At 32.2% G+C, this 17,863-nt stretch carries 19 protein-coding genes; 16 read left to right on the top strand and 3 right to left on the bottom strand.

Annotated elements, in window-relative coordinates; genetic code table 11:
* Positions 1–48: 48 nt before the first annotated feature.
* The 14 genes from CJ739_RS02755 (at position 49) to CJ739_RS20245 (ending at position 8,376) form a co-directional block, all read left to right on the top strand.
* Positions 49–255 carry a hypothetical protein gene (locus CJ739_RS02755; protein ID WP_117172525.1) on the top strand — a complete coding sequence of 69 codons (207 nt, stop codon included), beginning with the start codon at positions 49–51 and terminating at the stop codon, positions 253–255.
* Positions 256–294: 39 nt separating this feature from the next.
* Positions 295–480: a CsbD family protein gene (locus tag CJ739_RS02750; RefSeq protein WP_117172524.1), complete on the top strand. Its 186-nt coding sequence runs from the start codon at positions 295–297 to the stop codon at positions 478–480.
* Between the two features lie 99 nt (positions 481–579).
* Positions 580–1,692 (top strand): AI-2E family transporter, encoded by a 1,113-nt coding sequence (locus CJ739_RS02745; protein WP_117172523.1) that lies wholly within the window; start codon positions 580–582, stop codon positions 1,690–1,692.
* Between the two features lie 347 nt (positions 1,693–2,039).
* Entirely contained in the window at positions 2,040–2,603 is a 564-nt protein-coding gene (locus CJ739_RS02740) for a helix-turn-helix domain-containing protein (RefSeq protein ID WP_117172522.1), read from the top strand.
* A gap of 23 nt (positions 2,604–2,626) precedes the next feature.
* Entirely contained in the window at positions 2,627–3,076 is a 450-nt protein-coding gene (locus CJ739_RS02735; RefSeq protein ID WP_117172521.1) for a response regulator, read from the top strand.
* Entirely contained in the window at positions 3,073–4,857 is a 1,785-nt protein-coding gene (locus CJ739_RS02730) for a CHASE3 domain-containing protein (protein WP_117172520.1), read from the top strand. The genes CJ739_RS02735 and CJ739_RS02730 overlap by 4 nt, the downstream gene beginning before the upstream one ends.
* A gap of 237 nt (positions 4,858–5,094) precedes the next feature.
* Complete coding sequence (locus CJ739_RS02725; RefSeq protein WP_162880110.1) at positions 5,095–5,607, top strand: DUF4142 domain-containing protein; 513 nt, start codon at positions 5,095–5,097, stop codon at positions 5,605–5,607.
* A 12-nt stretch (positions 5,608–5,619) separates the two neighbouring features.
* On the top strand, positions 5,620–5,772 hold the full coding sequence (locus CJ739_RS02720; RefSeq protein WP_117172518.1) for a lmo0937 family membrane protein: 153 nt from the start codon (positions 5,620–5,622) through the stop codon (positions 5,770–5,772).
* A gap of 76 nt (positions 5,773–5,848) precedes the next feature.
* Positions 5,849–6,109 carry a YtxH domain-containing protein gene (locus CJ739_RS02715; RefSeq protein WP_117172517.1) on the top strand — a complete coding sequence of 87 codons (261 nt, stop codon included), beginning with the start codon at positions 5,849–5,851 and terminating at the stop codon, positions 6,107–6,109.
* 14 nt (positions 6,110–6,123) lie between these two features.
* A complete protein-coding gene (locus tag CJ739_RS02710; protein ID WP_117172516.1) occupies positions 6,124–6,387 on the top strand; it encodes a hypothetical protein in 264 nt (87 codons plus the stop codon).
* Entirely contained in the window at positions 6,374–6,715 is a 342-nt protein-coding gene (locus tag CJ739_RS02705; protein WP_117172515.1) for a hypothetical protein, read from the top strand. Before CJ739_RS02710 ends, CJ739_RS02705 begins: the two co-directional genes overlap by 14 nt.
* 51 nt (positions 6,716–6,766) lie before the next feature.
* Positions 6,767–7,429: a DUF6565 domain-containing protein gene (locus CJ739_RS02700; protein WP_117172514.1), complete on the top strand. Its 663-nt coding sequence runs from the start codon at positions 6,767–6,769 to the stop codon at positions 7,427–7,429.
* Between the two features lie 124 nt (positions 7,430–7,553).
* Positions 7,554–8,045, top strand: a complete 492-nt coding sequence (locus CJ739_RS02695) for a hypothetical protein (protein WP_117172513.1) — start codon at positions 7,554–7,556, stop codon at positions 8,043–8,045.
* Between the two features lie 154 nt (positions 8,046–8,199).
* The gene (locus CJ739_RS20245; protein ID WP_162880109.1) at positions 8,200–8,376 is read left to right on the top strand and encodes a hypothetical protein; all 177 of its coding nucleotides are present in this window, start codon (positions 8,200–8,202) and stop codon (positions 8,374–8,376) included.
* Between the two features lie 91 nt (positions 8,377–8,467).
* Here the strand turns inward: CJ739_RS20245 and CJ739_RS02690 are convergent, their stop codons facing one another.
* Both CJ739_RS02690 and CJ739_RS02685 read right to left on the bottom strand, forming a co-directional pair.
* Positions 8,468–9,652, bottom strand: coding sequence for a pyridoxal phosphate-dependent aminotransferase (locus CJ739_RS02690; protein ID WP_117172512.1), 1,185 nt, complete (start codon positions 9,650–9,652; stop codon positions 8,468–8,470).
* Between the two features lie 20 nt (positions 9,653–9,672).
* The gene (locus CJ739_RS02685; protein WP_117172511.1) at positions 9,673–10,773 is read right to left on the bottom strand and encodes a fatty acid desaturase family protein; all 1,101 of its coding nucleotides are present in this window, start codon (positions 10,771–10,773) and stop codon (positions 9,673–9,675) included.
* 141 nt (positions 10,774–10,914) lie between these two features.
* On the opposite strand from CJ739_RS02685, the gene rsmG reads away from it, so the two are divergent.
* Positions 10,915–11,544, top strand: coding sequence for a 16S rRNA (guanine(527)-N(7))-methyltransferase RsmG (gene rsmG, locus CJ739_RS02680; protein ID WP_117172510.1), 630 nt, complete (start codon positions 10,915–10,917; stop codon positions 11,542–11,544).
* A 10-nt stretch (positions 11,545–11,554) separates the two neighbouring features.
* On the opposite strand, the gene CJ739_RS02675 is transcribed toward rsmG, so the two are convergent.
* Positions 11,555–12,514: a tetratricopeptide repeat protein gene (locus CJ739_RS02675; protein ID WP_162880108.1), complete on the bottom strand. Its 960-nt coding sequence runs from the start codon at positions 12,512–12,514 to the stop codon at positions 11,555–11,557.
* Positions 12,515–12,777: 263 nt separating this feature from the next.
* On the opposite strand from CJ739_RS02675, the gene CJ739_RS02670 reads away from it, so the two are divergent.
* Complete coding sequence (locus CJ739_RS02670; RefSeq protein ID WP_117172508.1) at positions 12,778–17,616, top strand: DUF8202 domain-containing protein; 4,839 nt, start codon at positions 12,778–12,780, stop codon at positions 17,614–17,616.
* The last annotated feature ends 247 nt before the right edge of the window (positions 17,617–17,863 follow it).

Below are 17,863 nucleotides of genomic sequence, written 5' to 3'. Positions count from 1 at the left end.
TAAAGCTTCTTTATAACTTATCAAAATAACTTATCAAATTACTAAGCCATGAATAAAAGTGTAAAAACAATTTTAATAATAGTAGGTGTGGGATTGTTAGCTTATGGTATTTATACCATGATAATTCCAGAAACCCAAATAAGTATTGGGGATTTAGATATTGTTAAACAACAAGATAATACCAATGCATATATAACTATTGGCTTAGGACTTGTGGCTCTTTTTATTGGTTTTTTAGGAGGCAAAAAAGCTTAAAAAGTAAAAAATGATTGTTAACCCAAAAAAAATAAAATTATGAACACAACAGAAATTAAAGGAAACTGGAAAGAGCTAAAAGGAAAATTAAAGCAAGAATATGCCACATTAACAGATGATGATTTGCTTTTAGCAGAAGGGAAACAAGACGAGTTAGTTGGTAGGTTACAAGAAAAACTTGGGAAGACCAAAGAAGAAATGCATAGAATTCTATCCGATTTGTAGAAAATAAATATACTGTCTGGAATTATTACAATTATGGTCGTTTTGGTTGGTTAGTGAGACCATTTTTTGTAACTTCTGGGCAGTTTTTTATTATATAATATGGATGCAAAAAAACACATCAATCACAGTGCTTTAAGCCTACTGTCGTTTATAGCTGTGGTTTTTGTTTTATATATATTAAAGCCTTTTATAGTACCTATATTATTCGCTATTATTTTTAGCGTTATGATATTTCCTATTCAAAGGTTTCTTGAAAAAAAATGGCGCTGTAACAGGTTGTTTGCAACACTTGCATCTTTAACAACCTTGTTTTTTTTAACGGCATTAATCTTTTTTTTAATTAGTACGCGGTTAAGCTATTTTATGGATAATAGCGAGATTTACTCGCAAAAATTAGGGGAACTATTTCATAGATCTGTAAACAATTTAGAGCGTACATTTAATATAGGAAACAATAGACTTTTTTCAGAACAGGAGTATAAAGCCGAAAACATTATTAAAGCTAATTTAGATAAAATAGGTATTGTTTTATCTGAATCCAGTAGCCTTTTAGGCGATATGGTTTTAATACCTATTTATATATTTTTCTTTTTGTATTACCGATCCTTTTTCAGAACATTTATTTATAAAGCGTTCAGATCAAAATCAAAATCATTCATAAATAGTATATTAAAAAAGGTATACGAAATCCAACAAAATTATTTGCTAGGTTTAATTAAGGTTATTATTATTGTTGGTTGTTTAAATAGTTTGGGACTATTGCTTTTGGGTATAAGTAATCCGTTTTTCTTTGGTTTTTTGGCAGCGTTTTTATTGTTAATTCCTTATATAGGTGTTATCATTGGGTCGTTATTACCGGCCATAATAGCTCTGGCAACTAAAGATTCAGCGTGGTATGCATTTGGTGTTATTGCTATTTTTGGATTTATTCAATTTTTAGAAGGTAATTTTATAACACCTAAAATAACGGGCTCTAAAGTAAGCGTTAATGCTTTTGTTGTTATTACATCGTTGGTGCTGTTTTCAATGCTTTGGGGAATAACGGGTATGATTTTAGCATTACCCATTACGGCAACTTTAAAAATATTGTTTGATAACACACCAGGGTATGAAGCTTATGGATTTCTTATAGGCGAACCTGTAGATAAGCATCTTCAAAGTAGAGCAAGGAGCCGTTTAAAAAGATGGAAAGGCATTAGAAAAGCTAAATAATATGAATTCTATTTAAATATTATGGATGTTTTTACGTTATATGTAGCTGTCTTCATCACGTTTAGACAGACAAATATGCGATGTTTGAAGATTTTTGATGTATTAACGTTTTTATGCTGAGTTAGTTGATATGTGTTTTGATATGAATTTGAGTTTAATTATTATATTGAACTCAGATTAAAAGATTAAATAGGTACAGCCTAAAATAAATTGAGGTTAAGACAAAATGCTTTCTTAACTTTACAATAATTAAACTTCATATGAAATCGCCATTGATAAACGCGTTTTAAAGAAAATTTAATGAAGATAAGGTGTCTATGACCTTAAAAAACAATCATTATTAGCGTATGAAATTATTTATAAAGTTCGATTTTAATACTATTTGCAAAAGAGTTTTAGAAACAAAGCTTGATGAGCTTAAGATAAAGTATAGAATTTTAGCTTTTGGGGAAGTTGAGTTGCTGGAAAAAGTACCGACTGAAACCTACGAAATTTTAAATGATGCTTTAAAGGAGTACGGCATCGAAATAGTTGAAAACCAAAAAAGTATTTTGGTCCAAAAAATTAAAGATGTTATTGTGGATATGGTTTTTAATGAAGATGTTGCGGTAAACGTCAAAAGTTCGGTATATTTGTCGGAAAAATTAGGGCATAGTTACGGGTATCTTTCCAATTTCTTTTCAGAGGTTACTTATACATCCATTGAAAATTTCATTATCATTCAAAAAATAGAATATACCAAGCAACTGCTATTAACTACCGATTTAAGTTTAACCGAAATAGCCTTTAAGCTTAATTATTCCAGTGTGGCGCATTTAAGTACACAATTTAAAAATAGTACAGGTATTACACCTTCTGCTTTTCAGCGTATTATTTCAAAAAGAAGAAGTATTGCTCAACAAAAAAGCTAACAGTATTTATACTAAATTCATTTATGCCAAACGATTATATACATATCATTCTTACTGACGATGATGAAGACGACAGACTGTTTTTTATCGATGCTTTTGAGGAATTAAGTATGAATACCAAAGTAACTACCTTTAACGATGGGGTAGAACTCATGGACTATTTAAACAGCGAAGATGCCATTTTACCAAATGTGCTTTTTTTAGATTTAAATATGCCAAAAAAGTCGGGCATAGAATGTTTGAACGAAATTAGGGCAAATAGTAAGATGTCCGACATTGCGATTGCTATTTACTCCACATCGGCATCGGAAGAAGATATTGAAGAAACCTTCGTATTAGGCGCCAATATTTATATTAAAAAACCAAGTAGTTTTAAACAACTTAAAAAAGTGCTTTCAGAAGTTGTATCTATTAATTGGCAATATCATACCAATAGTCTAAACAAAGATAATTTTTTAATGAGACTGGGATGATCAGACAAGTATTTACACAGTCGGCTTTATTCTTAAGAATTGTTTTTTTGGTTAGTGTGTTTCTCATTCTGGTTATAGGTGGTTTTACATACCGACATATTTCTAATTTAACAGCGTCTACCAAAGAGGTTGTTAACACTTATAAAGTAAATGTTGAGTTAGAAAAAGTTATTTCATACCTCAAGGATGCCGAAAACGGTCATAGAAATTACATTTTAACAAAAGATACTACCCACTTAGAGCCCTATTTAACCGCCAGAGAAAAGGTTAACGAATCGTTTGCCGAATTAAAAGAGACAGCAAGCGATAGCAAGACTCAAGAAGAAAATTTAAAAACACTTAGCAAATATATTGACAAATTATTCAACAATTTTACACATACCAATGCTTTTGTTGAAAACAAGCTAACATTAACAGAAGAATTTAAATCCAATTTTTTTGAAGAAAAAATAATTATGGATTCTATCAGGCAGATAATCAACGAGATGGTAGCGCTTGAAAACAAACAACTTAAAGAAGATCAAAAACAGCATCAAAGCAATTTACAATTTACGCCATTATTCTTGTATTTATTGTTGTTGTTTACGTTGGTGTTAATCATAATCTCATACAATAGAATAAGTAACGATTTTAAAAACATTAAGACATTTAATAATCAATTATCAATATTTAAAGAAGCGACTATTCAATTAGAAACTATTGGGAAACATGGCAATTGGGTTTGGCACGTTGATACGAACACCTTTGTTTTTTCAGATAATTTGTACAGGGTTTTAGGCGAAAAACCAGGGGCTTTTAAGTCCACTTTAGAAAACTTTATGGATTTTGTTCATCCAAATGATAAGCAAAAATTTGTTGACGATATAGATAAAATGATGAAAGTAAATGATTTGCCTTTTATATACTTTAGAATTATTAAAAAGGACGGTACCGTAAGACATATAAAAGCTTACGGTAAATTGCTTGTTATTGGAGACGGAGATAAACGAATTGTTGGGAATATTACTGATATTTCAGATGAAATTGAAAACTATTTGCAGCTTGAAGAGCGTAATTTAGAACTTGAAAAAAACAATGCTGAACTTTCAGAATTTAATTATGTTGCCAGCCACGACCTGCAAGAGCCTTTGCGAAAAATACAAATCTTTATATCTAGATTGGAAGAAAATGAAACCAAAAACTTTTCGAGTTTCGGACTTCAGTACCTTGAGCGCATCAAGGCATCTGCCACCAGAATGCGCTTGTTAATAGACGATTTGCTTCAGTTTTCAAGAACCAACAAGCCGGATAAGGAATTTGTTTTAACCAATTTGAATGATCTTTTTGAAAATGCCAAACAAGATGTAGCAGATACCATTTTAGAAAAAGAAGTAACTATTATTAGTGATGTGTTGCCGACAATACCCGTAATTCCTTTTCAAGTACACCAATTGTTCTTAAATTTGTTAAGTAATTCGCTAAAATACTGTAAAAAAGATGTAGCCCCTGTTATTAATATAGGATATTCAAAAATTAATTCAAAAGATGATGAAAATTTGATAAATGCATCAAAAAACAATTATCATAAAATTACTTTTTCAGATAATGGTATAGGCTTCGAACAGCAATATGCAAATCAAATATTCGAATTATTTAATAGGCTTCATAACAAGCATGACTATTCCGGAACAGGTGTGGGGCTGTCAATTTGTAAAAAGATTATTGATAACCACGATGGGTTTATTATGGCCCATGGCAAACCTCAAGTAGCTGCCACCTTTACCATTTATTTTCCCGTATAAAATTAATTTATAATTAAAAAAAAATTTAAAAAAAAGTCCTAAAGCAAGATGCTTCGGGCTTTTTTTGGTTTTGGGATGTTTTTCCCGTGTATTGAAATTCTATAACAAACGCTAAAAATGCTGTAACGTAAAACCCTAGTCTGGTTTGCATCTTTGCTATGTAGAGAAAAAACACAAGTGATAATTAATAAAAACATAAAAAAGTATGCAGTACTCTCACTAATTATAACTATATGTGTGAGTATTATTTCTTGTAGTTTAGATAAGAATGAAAGCAAAAACCGTTTGTACAATGATACCTTAGCAGAAAGAGTTAAAATCAATATTGAAGAAGCAAGGTCCATATCAGATATATCAACATTAAATGAAACTATAATTGTTTTGAGCAAGTTATCACTAGAAAAAAGCAGTGCTTATCGTGAGAAAATCATATCATATAAGCTAATAAAGGATAACATAGAAATTAAAAAGGACTTAAATGATTTGGCTAAAAAAAAATTGATACTGCTGCCAACAAGGTTGAATAAAAAAGAAGTTAGCGAGTTGTCTAAAATTGATGGAGCTGACTTTTTTGAAGCGTACTTAAGTAAAATTATAGAGCTATTGAAAAGTGAAATTACAGAATCAGAATATTTGTCAGTCATGACAAATGATTTGGACTTTAAGGTATTAGCAGTTAAAATAATAGTGAAGTTGAATTATAATTTAAATCAAATACATAAAACGCGAGTAGAACCATTAACAATTTAAAGATTAAACATTATGAGAGGATTATTATATCTAATAGCAGTAGTACTAGTAATAGGTTGGGCTTTAGGGTTCTTTGTTTACAGTGCTGGAGGTCTTATCCATATATTATTAGTGATTGCTGTAATAGCCATTTTACTAAGATTAATTGGAGGTAGAGGCGTGTAGGCTATGCATGAATTAAAATAACAAAAACACCATCTGTGATGGGGAAACAGTAATAGAAAACAAAAAAAATCAAATTATGAAATCAAGTGTATTAGGAGTATTAGCAGGAGTCGCTACAGGTGTAGTATTAGGTGTATTATTTGCACCAGACAAAGGATCTAAAACCAGAAAAAAAATTAAAAACAAAACTATAGAAGCTAAAGAAAGCTTGAAAGAAGAGCTTGATAATTTTTTAGATACGTTATCAAAAAAATATGATTCGATAGTTAACAATGGGGAAGAAATTCTAGAAGAAGGAAAAGATAAAATAAAGAATACAGTAAACTCTGAACTGTAATTTTAAAACTAAAAATGAACAGCAACACAAACATGGCAAGTATAGACAAGCTTTATGAAGAGGTAAAAAAGGGAACAAAAACAGATATGGAATTATTTGTGTTAAAAGCGGTTGATAAAGCTGCCGATGCGCTTTCGTCTTCATTCACAATGCTTTTTGTTATAGTTGTTGCCATGCTTACATTGTTTGTTAATATGGACTTAAGTTTTTTTATTGTATCTGGGGTCTATTTGATATTGGCTTTAGTACTTAAAAAAAAGACTCATGAAGAAGCCTGAAAATCAAATAGAACTATTAAATGATGCAATGGTCCTTCTTGAAAATAGAAGAAGGAAGGAATGTGAAGAATTAAAACACCGGTTTTATGAAATTTTCAAAAATTTTAGACCCGCTAACATATTCAACCAGACAGTAAAAGATTTTAGAGAACTATCAGAAGTAGAAATAAATCCTTTTGAAACCTTATTAAGCATTACAGGAGTATATTTTTCAAAAGAAATAATCATAGGTAAATCAAATTCTTTAATGAAAAAAATTTCAGGATACACTTTACAGGATGCGATAACCAACTTTATTTTAAAAAAGATCCATGCAGATATACATTAGTGAAGAATAAATAATTAAATAACACTTAAATAATTAATAACACTTAAAAAAATGAAAGCATTAAAATTAACATTAGGAGTAATTGCTGCATCAATAATATTTGTAGCATGTAACGATGGTCGTAAAGATATGGCTAAAAAGGAAGTAGATAATTATGAATTTTATATAGACTCTGTAAGTCGTAAAACGACTGAAGAAGCTGCTCAAAACTGGGAAGCCATTGAAAGAGATTATCAAGAAGTAAAATCACAAACCAATGAAGCCATAGCGTCTATAGATGATAATTCAGAATTACAAAAAGAGATAGACGAAGCTACTTTAAAATATGAGAAATTTAAAGCAGAAGTGATGGCAGAACATGAGAGAATGGAAGAGGAAAATTCTAAGATGATGATTCGTGAATCTTTATTAGGAAGCCAATATACTGGAGGCGATTTGAGTTTTGAATGGATTAATAAAGATAATATTTTGAGTGTTTATCAAAACTTTGTTGATACCGTTGAAAAAAATAAAGATTCGTATTCTCGTGAAGATTGGGATGAAATCAAATTGATTTATGAAGCTATCGATACAAGAAAGAATACCGTTGAAAAAGAAGGTTTATCAAGTGAGGATAATAGAAAAATTGCCGCTCTAAAATTAAAGTTTGCACCCATGTACACAGTAAACAGAATGGGAGCAAAATCGGAAGAAAACTCTGATGCAAAAAAATAATTATTAGTTTAAGAAAAACTTAAAAACAAATAAATGAAGCACCCCTGAGAATCATATTCACATATACGAAGATGATTATAAAGGGTGTTTCATCTTACAATTAAAAATCAATAAATATAAACAGATGAAAACATATTTAATAACTGGTGTTCTAGTATTAATAGCAAGTGTATCAATGAATGCGCAAGATATTTCAAAAAATGCATTAGGTTTACGATTGGGTGATAGTGATGGTTTTGGTGGTGAAATATCCTATCAAGCACGTTTAGCTCCAGATCGTAGATTAGAGTTAGATTTAGGCTGGAGAGATGGAAAAAACTTCGATGGTTTTAAGCTAGCAGCATTGCACCAATGGGTTTGGAATATAGAAGATGGATTTAATTGGTACGTTGGTCTTGGTGGTGGTGTTGGGTCATATAGCTTTAATAATGATAACGACAATGATTATACCGATACGTTTGCCTTTGCAGCAGGAGATATTGGTATAGAATATAATTTTGATATACCATTATTATTGTCATTAGACTTTAGACCCGAAATAGGCTTTGGTGATGAAGTTTATGATAACAACGACCTCGATTTAGACATTGCTTTAGGTATTAGATATCAGTTTTAAATAAAAAAAATCAAAACTAAATATGAGATTACAAAAGTAAATAATGAACTCGTTTAAACTTTTTTAACCAATTATAAAAAGTTTAAACGAGTTTAATATAAAACACTGAATATAAGATTTTTAAAGCCATTTATTAACTTAAAAAAGCAATAAGATGAAAAAACTAGTATATATATTTTTATTATTAGCTACAGTAGGAATTTCTTCTACGAACTGTAGAGAGAAAAAAAACCCAGAAGAAAAAATTGAAGATGGTGTTGAAGAAGTAGGAGAAGGCATTGAAGAAGGTGCAGAAGAAGTAGGAGATGATATTGAAGATGCTGTTGATTAGGAATCAATACAAAATAGTTTTATAAACAAAGAAGACTGCTTAAAAAAGCAGTCTTCTTTGTTTATAATGAAGATTAAAAAATATTTATTTTTTAACTTACGGCAGCTTTAATACGTTTAATAGCTTCAATAATTTGTTCTTGTGAAGCCGCATAAGAAATTCTTATACAATCTGGATTTCCAAACGATTCACCATCAACAGTGGCTACTAAAGCTTCTTCTAATAAATATAAAGAAAAATCGGAAGCATTATTTATGGTTTTTCCACGAAGCGTTTTTCCAAAGAAATAAGAGATATTTGGAAATACATAAAATGCACCTTCAGGAACGTTTGTTACAAAACCTTCAATCTCGTTTAATAAACCTAAAATTAAATCACGACGTACTTTAAATTCGTCAATCATGTATTGAACACGACTTGGCGATTCGTTAAGTGCTGTAATAGTCGCACGTTGTGCAATACAGTTAGCACCACTTGTAATTTGCCCTTGCATTTTGTTGCATGCACGCGCAATTTTTTCAGGAGCACCAATATATCCAATACGCCATCCAGTCATCGCAAATGCTTTCGATACCCCATTTACAGTAATGGTACGGTCGTACATATCTTCAAACTGAGCCATACTTGCATGACCACCAACATAGTTAATGTGTTCGTAAATTTCATCAGAAACCACATAAACATTTGGGTATTTCACCAATACATCTGACAATCCTCTTAGTTCCTCTTTGCTATATATAGAACCACTTGGGTTACAAGGCGAACTAAACCAAATCATTTTAGTTTTTGGTGTAATAGCCGCTTCTAACTGTGCAGGTGTCATTTTAAAATCGGTAGCTATCGTTGTTTTAACTTCAACAGGAATACCATCGTTTAATTTTACTAAATCGGCATAACTAACCCAGTAAGGACAAGGCATAATAACTTCGTCACCTTTGTTGGTCATAACCGCAGCAATGTTAGCCAACGATTGTTTTGCACCTGTAGAAACTACTATTTGGTTTGGTGTATAAGTTAAACCATTATCACGTTTAAATTTAGTGATGATGGCTTGTTTTAAATCGCCGTACCCATCAACAGGTGAGTACGAATTGTAATTGTCATTAATTGCTTGAATAGCGGCATCTTTAATAAAATCGGGTGTGTTAAAATCTGGTTCACCCAAACTTAACCCAATAATGTCTTTGCCTTCTTCTTTTAACTCTCGTGCTTTTGCAGCCATAGCTAGTGTAGCAGACTGAGCCATGTTTAAAATTCTATCGGATAGTAATTGCATTTAAAAATAAATAATAGTTGTTAGACGTGTAAAGCTGGTTTCATGCCCATTTCTTTTAAGTGCTTAAAATGCGCGATAATGGCTTTACGGGTAGTTTTATATTCGTTGTATGGTAAATTGAATTCTTTAGCAGTTTCCTTAACTATTTTTGAAATTTTAGTGTAGTGAACATGGCTAATATGAGGGAAGATATGGTGTTCTACTTGATGGTTCAAACCACCAGTAAACCAGTTTATAATCTTGTTTTTCACACCAAAATTAACGGTTGTTTTTAATTGATGAACTGCCCAAGTATTTTTCATGGAGCCATCTTTTTCTGGTAGAGGCATTTCGGCATCTTCCATGACGTGAGCCAATTGAAACACGACACTTAAAATTAAACCTGCTGTATAATGCATCAGAAAAAATCCTATTAAGATTTTCCACCAAGCAATATCTAAAATTAACATAGGAAGCACAATCCAAATAGCAATATAAATAATTTTGGAAATCACCAATTTACTCCAATTCCAAACCGGATTAGGGAATTTACCGTATGATAATTTACGTTTCATATAGCGTCTCATTTGCTGAAAATCGGTAGTAATTGCCCAATTGATCGTTAGCAATCCATATAATAAAACAGAATAATATTGTTGGAATTTATGATACCATTTCCATTCAGAGTGTTCTGAAAAACGTAAAATGCGGCCTGCTTCTAAATCTTCATCATGACCATGAATATTTGTGTAGGTATGGTGTAATACATTGTGCTGTACTTTCCAATTGTAAACATTTCCGGCAAGAATATAGATACTGCTTCCCATTAAACGGTTAATCCATTCCTTGTTAGAAAAAGAGCCATGGTTGCCATCGTGCATCACATTCATACCAACACCGGCCATGCCTATGCCCATAACTATGGTTAATAGCAATTGTGCCCACCCAGGTATGTTTAATGTTAAAAGTAAAAAATAAGGCGTTAAAAAAAGAGAGAACATCACAATGGTTTTTGCCCATAATTTCCAGTTGCCTGTTCTTTTTATGTTATTATCTTTAAAGTAATCGTTAACACGTTTGTTAAGTGTTCGGAAAAACTTTGCAGAGTCTGTTCTTGAGAATGATAGGGTTTGTTGTGACATGCTATTAATTTTAATATGATTATAATAAAAAATTGTTGATCATACCTGCTGCAAAGATAGGCATAAACCAACTTAAGTAATAACGTTTTTTTGTAAAAATATGTACTTAAAAAGCATATTTTTGTTGAAAATTTAACAAGAATGGACCTGATATTAAAATACTTTACGAATCTTACGGACGATCAAATAAGTAAATTCAAACAATTAGAAGCCCTTTATCAAGATTGGAATTTGAAAATAAACGTCGTATCCCGTAAAGATATTGACGAACTTTATTTAAGGCATGTTTTACATTCATTAGGTATTGCTAAAGTTGTTGAATTTAAAGATGGCAGTAAGATTTTGGATGTTGGTACAGGTGGTGGTTTTCCAGGTATTCCGTTAGCTATTTTGTTTCCAAATTGTTCGTTTCATTTGGTTGATAGTATCGCAAAGAAGTTAAAAGTGGTCGATGAAGTGGTTGAAGGCTTAGGGTTGACCAATGTGAAAACAACCCACAGTCGTGTTGAAGAAATTGACGGTACTTATGATTTTATTGTAAGTCGAGCCGTAGCCATTATGCCAACATTTGTGCATTGGGTAAAAGGTAAAATAGCCAAACAGCAAAACCACGAACTTAAAAACGGAATACTGTATTTAAAAGGTGGTGATTTAGCAGAAGAGCTTCAAGATTATAAAACGGTTACTATATACAATTTAAGCGATTTTTATACAGAAGATTTTTACGAAACCAAAAAGCTAGTCCATTTGCCTTTAAAGTATAGAGGCTGATTTTTAAAAATTATAACTTAGATAATTCTTTGAAATTTTCATTAAAAAAGAAGTACTGATTTTGAAACCAATAGGTGTTTTTAAATTGGTCTATATTTTCTATAGTTTCTTCTGGTGATATGATAGCTTTTGCTTTTTGAAAATATAATTTAGATTTATTTAAATCATTTATTTTATAATAAGTTAAGGCTAAGCCAATAAGGGCATCAAAATCTAAAGAATCAAAGCGTAAAGCGGTATTAAAATCGGTAACAGCATCCATATATTTTCCTAAAAACAGATTTGAAGTGCCTCTATAAAAATAAGCATAACTATTATTTTCGTTTAGCTTTAAAGCAATTGAAAGATCTAAATTTGCTTTTTCGTAGTAATTGATGCCTAAATAAAATACACCCCTTTTGTAGTATGAATCTGAACTCGGATCTGCTAAAATAGCAAGACTGTAATCATTCAAAGCCAGTGGGTATTTTTCTAAGGCACTATAAGCAGCTGCTCTTAAAAAATAGGTTTTAGCTTGTGAAGGTATAACCTTTATTACCGAAGTAAAATCTTTTATGGCACCTTCATAATCCCCTAAATCATATTTTACGCACCCTAGGCTATAAAGAGCATCAATAAAGTTTGGGTCAAGTTTAAAAGCGTTTTGGTAATCTTCCTGTGCGCCAACATAATCTTTTAGACTGTATCTAGAATTCCCTCTGTTATAATAAGTATCTGCATCTGGTTGCAAAACGATTATTTTAGAATAATCTACTATAGCTCCGGAATAATCACCCAAATCGTTTTTAGCAAGACCCCTATAAAAGTAAGCGTCAAGATTTTTAGGTTCAAGCTCTATTACTTTGGTGTAAAGCTCTATTTTTTCATTCAAGTCAGTAGCTTTGTTAGCTTGCCTAAAAAATTTGTTTGCTTGTCCATAGGAGAGCCCATGGCACATCATTAATAGTATCACAATAAAAGTTCTTTTCATTTTATGATAATGAAATTTAAGATTTGAGTTTTTAAAAATTAAAGTTACAATATTTTTAAGCATTTTGGTTAAGACCATTATTTTTTTTCTACATGAATTTATTAAGTATTATTACACTAAAATGTAGGATATAACTTGTTTTTAAGATGAAAAATTATAAAAATATTAAAAAATTATACATTTTATCGGATTAAATAGCATTTAAACGATAAATTTATTTATGTTTGCCTTTTTAATAAATATTTAACATTTAAGTCTCTCACATGAAAATCAAGTCTCTCAAAGGATTATTTATTTTTAGAATAGTCATATTTTTTTTACTACTTAATTTTATTGGCAACGCACAAGACATCCAAGTTGAAATTTTAGGAGGATCAACAGTTTTAGAAGGCACTCCAGTCGCTATTTCTGCGGGCAATACGATTTCGTTTAGAATTACAAACATAAGAACGGATTGTGATAAAGTTAAAATTGAAGATGTAAATTTGTCAAATACAACTGACTTTTTAATTTCCACCGATAAAACCCCAATAAATATAGATACCCAAAGCTGTAATGGTAAAATCAAGTATTTTGATTTTACCATTACAAATATAAGTGGTAATTGCGATGCTTCTACTGATGTCATTATAGAAGTTAAGCAAGATCCAGATTTTACCTTTGCGTTTTCTATAAATGGAGACCCTGAAATTAATGTGCTAGGAGGGAGCCCTTCTGCCGATATAGTTAATGGTTCAACAATTACAACGTCAATTAATGGAACTTATTTTGGAGTCGTAGACGAAGGCGCAAGTATCACACGTTATTATATTCTATCAAATACTGGGAGTTGCCCTATGGATATTTCTGCAATTTCTAGTTCGGTAGCTGACTTTTCGGTACCGGGATATGTTTTATTGCCAAATTATACACCAACTGGTATTCCTACAACTGTTGTTCCAGGGGCTTATGTTATTTTACCTGTTACTTTTACGGGACCGGTAGCTGGTACAGGAACACAAACGGCAACCATAAGTATTACCAATACAGCCAATACAACATTTACTTTTGATGTCAGCGCAGAAATGTTTAATTATAGTATTCCTGGACCAGGTGGTATTACTGCCGATTTTAGGCTATGGTTAAAATCTACCAGAGGGATTACCACATCAGGTGCTAATCTTACCAACTGGATTGATGTAGGGACCAATGGGAAAAATGCCAGTACAGTTTCTGGTAAAGAACCAACATATTTAGATACACCAGCCGATAATATAAATTTTAATCCGGTAGTGAAATTCGTAAATGATGGCGGAGCTACAGAACAATATATGTATAACAGCGACGCGCCTTTAAGCGGATTTTATAGTGCAGATATATTTATTGTGATGATTCCAGACACAAACATGACCCATGCTTCTACTAGAAATACCATTTTTGCTGGGGTAGATTCCGAAACTGCTGGCGATGTTACCGGATTGGGTTTTGGTGATTATTCTTCAGGTTTTACTAATGAAACCTTATCTTATAATCAAGACATTGCCGGAACAGGAAGTTTTAATGGTGTTGCGGAAATCAGTTCAACTTATTCTAATGTTGGTATTATAAATATTAGAAACAATACAATAACATCTCCAACGGGTCAAGAAATTTTATATAATTCCAATCTTTTAACAACATCTGCGGTTACTAATTCCTTTACTAATATAAATGGAAGCAAATATTGGATTGGTAGAAATTATGATCTTGTAGGTAGTCTAAATGGGCGAATCGCTGAAATTTTCACATTTGAAACGAGTGTAGATGCTGCTGGAAGACAAAAAATAGAATCTTATTTGGCCATTAAATATGGTATTACTCTAGGAGCTTCGGCAGAAGCTCAAAAAAATTATGTTAATTCTTTTAATACGTCTGTTTGGGATATAACCGCAAATGCAGGCTTTAATTACCACATTGCAGGAATTGGTAGGGATGATGATTCCGATTTGAATCAAAAACAATCAAAAACAATCAATACGACCAATGAAGTAACTATTGGTCTAAATGGTATTTTTAATACAAATAGTGCCAATACCAATGAATTTAATGCCAATGGCGACTTTTTGGTTTGGGGATGTAATAATGCAAGTTATACAGGATCAAATACAAATACAATTACTATAGCATCAGGAATTACCACTTCATTGACGCGTATTGACCGCAACTGGAAAATTGTAGAATCTATAGAATCTGGTTCTGGAGGCGATGTTGAAAATGTATATGTCTCCATACCAAGTGCTGCTTTTAGTGGATTTACATTGGGTGCCGATGAAGAATATGTGCTAATTGTTGCTGATAATTCTAATTTTTCCAATACAGACATTATAGATGTTATTCCTTTAAAATCTGATGGTGCCGGAAACCTGAAGACTTGGTACGATTTTGACGGTACTAAATATTTCACATTTGGTAAGGCAGCTCGATTTTCTGAAAATCATTCCGTTAGTATGGGTTCTGGAGATTATTTGGTGGGCGAATATGCGCTTAATTTAAATGTTAACGACTTTACTATTTCTGCTTGGGTTAAAAACAATACAGCAAATGCAAGTCCAAGAACAATAATGTCTAAAGGAAGTAAGCTACAGCTAAGGTTAAATACGAGTGACCAAATTGAAGTGATGGTAGATAATGATGTAACGCCAAGATTTACATCTACAATGCAGTTGAATGACGGTAAATGGCATCAAATAACATTTGTCTACATTAGTGGAACGATATATTTATATGTAGATGGTGTTTTAGACAAGTCAGAACAAAACGTTACCGCACCTTCTCCAAATTTCAATCGTTTTGCTGTTGGCGCATTGTATGTTGGAAAAAATAACATTTCAAACCCGTTTTTAGGTGAAATAGATGAAGTGTATATATGGGATCAAGGACTCCATGAAGATCAAGTACGTTATCTTATGAATCAAGAAATAGAAAAGGTTACAGGAGATTTTGTAAGTGGTAAAATGATCCCTTCGGCGAGTTCCTGTAATGAAGTGTCAACAATTGCTTGGAGTAAATTAAAGGCCTATTATGATTTTAATTCCTTTTATGGTTCAACTGTAGAAGGCTTAACAGACGATAGAAACTTCTTGCGATTAAAATATTTAGTAAAAGACAAAGCCCTTGTTGATGCACAAACAACACCTTTACCTTATATTTCTGTAGCAGATGGCGATTGGGATACAGGTGCTGTCTGGAGTCATAATGCCGATCAAGTCATACCCAATTCAATAAGTTTAGATGGTACTACTAAAGTCGATTGGAACATCGTTCAAATGTCGCATAATATAAGCTCAGGCGATAGGGATATTTCACTTTTAGGTTTAATACAAGCCGATGGAACTTTAACAATTGCAGATCCAGTAGCCACAACACCCGAAGAAAACAATGCAGGTCAAGAATTAACAATTACCCATTATTTAGAGTTAGATGGTGTCATAGATTTAGTAGGTGAATCGCAATTAATCCAAACCGAAGGCAGCATTGTTGATGCCGATAGTGGTGGGTATATTGAAAGAGACCAACAGGGTACAGCTAATGGGTTTAATTATAATTATTGGTCGTCTTCAGTAGGTCCCATCGCTGGAAATAGTGCCACAAGAGGTACAGGTGTTTCAAATACAAATGCTAACTACACCATAAAAGATGTTTTAAAAGACGGAACCATATCGGCATTATATCAAGATCTTTTATTTAGCACATCCCTTAATGGAAGCGGTTCTATTCCGCCACCGGGTTCCCCAAGAACGATTAGTACGGCGTGGTTATATAAATTTTATGGTACAGCAAATAATTATAATGCTTGGATAAAAATAAATGAAACATCTTCTTTACTTGCTGGTGAAGGTTTTACAATGAAAGGAACGGGAGGTTCAGCAGCAATTCCAATAACAACACTTCAAAATTATGTGTTTAAAGGCCTGCCAAATAATGGTGATATTACTTTGGCTTTAGATAAATCGTCTGGCGATGTTGAAAGGTTAATAGGGAATCCATATCCTTCTGCCATAGATGCCATAGAGTTTATATTAGATAATATAAGTGTAGCTGAAGGTGGTAACAATACAAATACCGTTATTAATGGCGCTCTGTATTTTTGGGATCATTTTGGTCAGGCAAACTCACATGTATTAAAAGACTATGTTGGTGGTTATGCTACGTATAATTTAATTGGAGGAGCAGCTGCCATTTCAAATGATGCAAGAATTAACAATACATCCAATGCTGGTAGTGCTGCTGTAGGAACCAAAGTGCCAGGGCAATATATTCCTGCAAACCAAGGCTTTTTTGTGTCTACAGTATTAGAAGGAAACCCTAATGATAATAGCGGAACAATTTCTAGTGTAGATGGTGGAACCATTATATTTAAAAACAGCCAACGCGTATATGCAACCGAAGATGGCTCATCGTCGCTGTTCATGAGGTCTTCAAAAGACAAAACATCAAGTAAGATTGCAAACAATAAAACAAAAAACAACACACCAACCATTCGTTTGGTTTACGATTCTCCTTTAGGATACCATAGACAAATTGTTGTTGGAGCTAATAGTAAAGCTTCAAGTGGTTTCGATTTAGGCTACGATGCCTTTATGGTTGGTGTGAATGTCGAAGATATGTATTGGACTATTGATAATAATAAATTAGTAATTCAAGGTGTTGATGCATTTGATGCGTCTAAAGAGCTTTCCTTAGGAATCATTGTTAAGAAGAGTGGTGTGGCAAAAATAAGGCTTGATGCTTTAGAGCATTTAGAATCGAATATGCCTATTTATATTAAAGATGAATTAACAGGTGAAATAAATGAAATTAATAAGAATCCTTTTGAAGTGTATTTGGAAAAAGGCATTTATAATAATAGGTTCAAATTAGTGTTTCAATCCAGCCAAGCGAAATTTTTAACAGCCAATGAGGTTGAAAAGGCCAACTTTTTTATTCATTTTGATGCGAATAATTCTTCTGTAAAAATACATAACGAGAATAAGATAGATCTATTAGAGGTGTCGTTGTACAACCTTTTAGGACAAGAAGTTAAATCGTTAAAATTAAAAACAGCTAGAGGAATAGTTCGTAGAAAGATAGTTATGGAAAGGTAATCACTATCAAATTTTAACTTTGAAATAAAGAGGCTAAAAAGTCCTTTGAATTTAATTTGTCAGGTTGAGACTTTTGTTAAAGTTTTTAACTAGCGAATGCGATGACGTATTTTGTGCAAGTTTAACAAAAAGTCACAATATTTCCGAGGCACAGCGTAGTGTTTATATACCTGTGGTTGAGTATGGTTTTCAGAAAATAGGGGTAGCGATTATGGTGCTTATTTATAATAATGCCCGAATGGTAGTC

It is taken from the genome of Mariniflexile sp. TRM1-10, assembly GCF_003425985.1.
GTDB lineage: Bacteria > Bacteroidota > Bacteroidia > Flavobacteriales > Flavobacteriaceae > Mariniflexile.
This window is presented reverse-complemented; position numbering and strand designations above follow the sequence as displayed.

Excerpts from the sequence above, each read along its gene's own strand:
- CJ739_RS02675 (WP_162880108.1), bottom strand. The coding sequence starts at position 12,514 with ATGAAAAGAACTTTTATTGTGATACTATTAATGATGTGCCATGGGCTC.
- CJ739_RS02700 (WP_117172514.1), top strand. The coding sequence starts at position 6,767 with ATGAAAGCATTAAAATTAACATTAGGAGTAATTGCTGCATCAATAATA.
- CJ739_RS02705 (WP_117172515.1), top strand. The coding sequence starts at position 6,374 with ATGAAGAAGCCTGAAAATCAAATAGAACTATTAAATGATGCAATGGTC.
- CJ739_RS02715 (WP_117172517.1), top strand. The coding sequence starts at position 5,849 with ATGAAATCAAGTGTATTAGGAGTATTAGCAGGAGTCGCTACAGGTGTA.
- CJ739_RS20245 (WP_162880109.1), top strand. The coding sequence starts at position 8,200 with ATGAAAAAACTAGTATATATATTTTTATTATTAGCTACAGTAGGAATT.
- CJ739_RS02750 (WP_117172524.1), top strand. The coding sequence starts at position 295 with ATGAACACAACAGAAATTAAAGGAAACTGGAAAGAGCTAAAAGGAAAA.
- CJ739_RS02745 (WP_117172523.1), top strand. The coding sequence starts at position 580 with ATGGATGCAAAAAAACACATCAATCACAGTGCTTTAAGCCTACTGTCG.
- CJ739_RS02695 (WP_117172513.1), top strand. The coding sequence starts at position 7,554 with ATGAAAACATATTTAATAACTGGTGTTCTAGTATTAATAGCAAGTGTA.
- CJ739_RS02730 (WP_117172520.1), top strand. The coding sequence starts at position 3,073 with ATGATCAGACAAGTATTTACACAGTCGGCTTTATTCTTAAGAATTGTT.
- rsmG (WP_117172510.1), top strand. The coding sequence starts at position 10,915 with ATGGACCTGATATTAAAATACTTTACGAATCTTACGGACGATCAAATA.
- CJ739_RS02710 (WP_117172516.1), top strand. The coding sequence starts at position 6,124 with ATGAACAGCAACACAAACATGGCAAGTATAGACAAGCTTTATGAAGAG.
- CJ739_RS02740 (WP_117172522.1), top strand. The coding sequence starts at position 2,040 with ATGAAATTATTTATAAAGTTCGATTTTAATACTATTTGCAAAAGAGTT.
- CJ739_RS02720 (WP_117172518.1), top strand. The coding sequence starts at position 5,620 with ATGAGAGGATTATTATATCTAATAGCAGTAGTACTAGTAATAGGTTGG.
- CJ739_RS02755 (WP_117172525.1), top strand. The coding sequence starts at position 49 with ATGAATAAAAGTGTAAAAACAATTTTAATAATAGTAGGTGTGGGATTG.
- CJ739_RS02670 (WP_117172508.1), top strand. The coding sequence starts at position 12,778 with ATGAAAATCAAGTCTCTCAAAGGATTATTTATTTTTAGAATAGTCATA.
- CJ739_RS02685 (WP_117172511.1), bottom strand. The coding sequence starts at position 10,773 with ATGTCACAACAAACCCTATCATTCTCAAGAACAGACTCTGCAAAGTTT.
- CJ739_RS02690 (WP_117172512.1), bottom strand. The coding sequence starts at position 9,652 with ATGCAATTACTATCCGATAGAATTTTAAACATGGCTCAGTCTGCTACA.
- CJ739_RS02735 (WP_117172521.1), top strand. The coding sequence starts at position 2,627 with ATGCCAAACGATTATATACATATCATTCTTACTGACGATGATGAAGAC.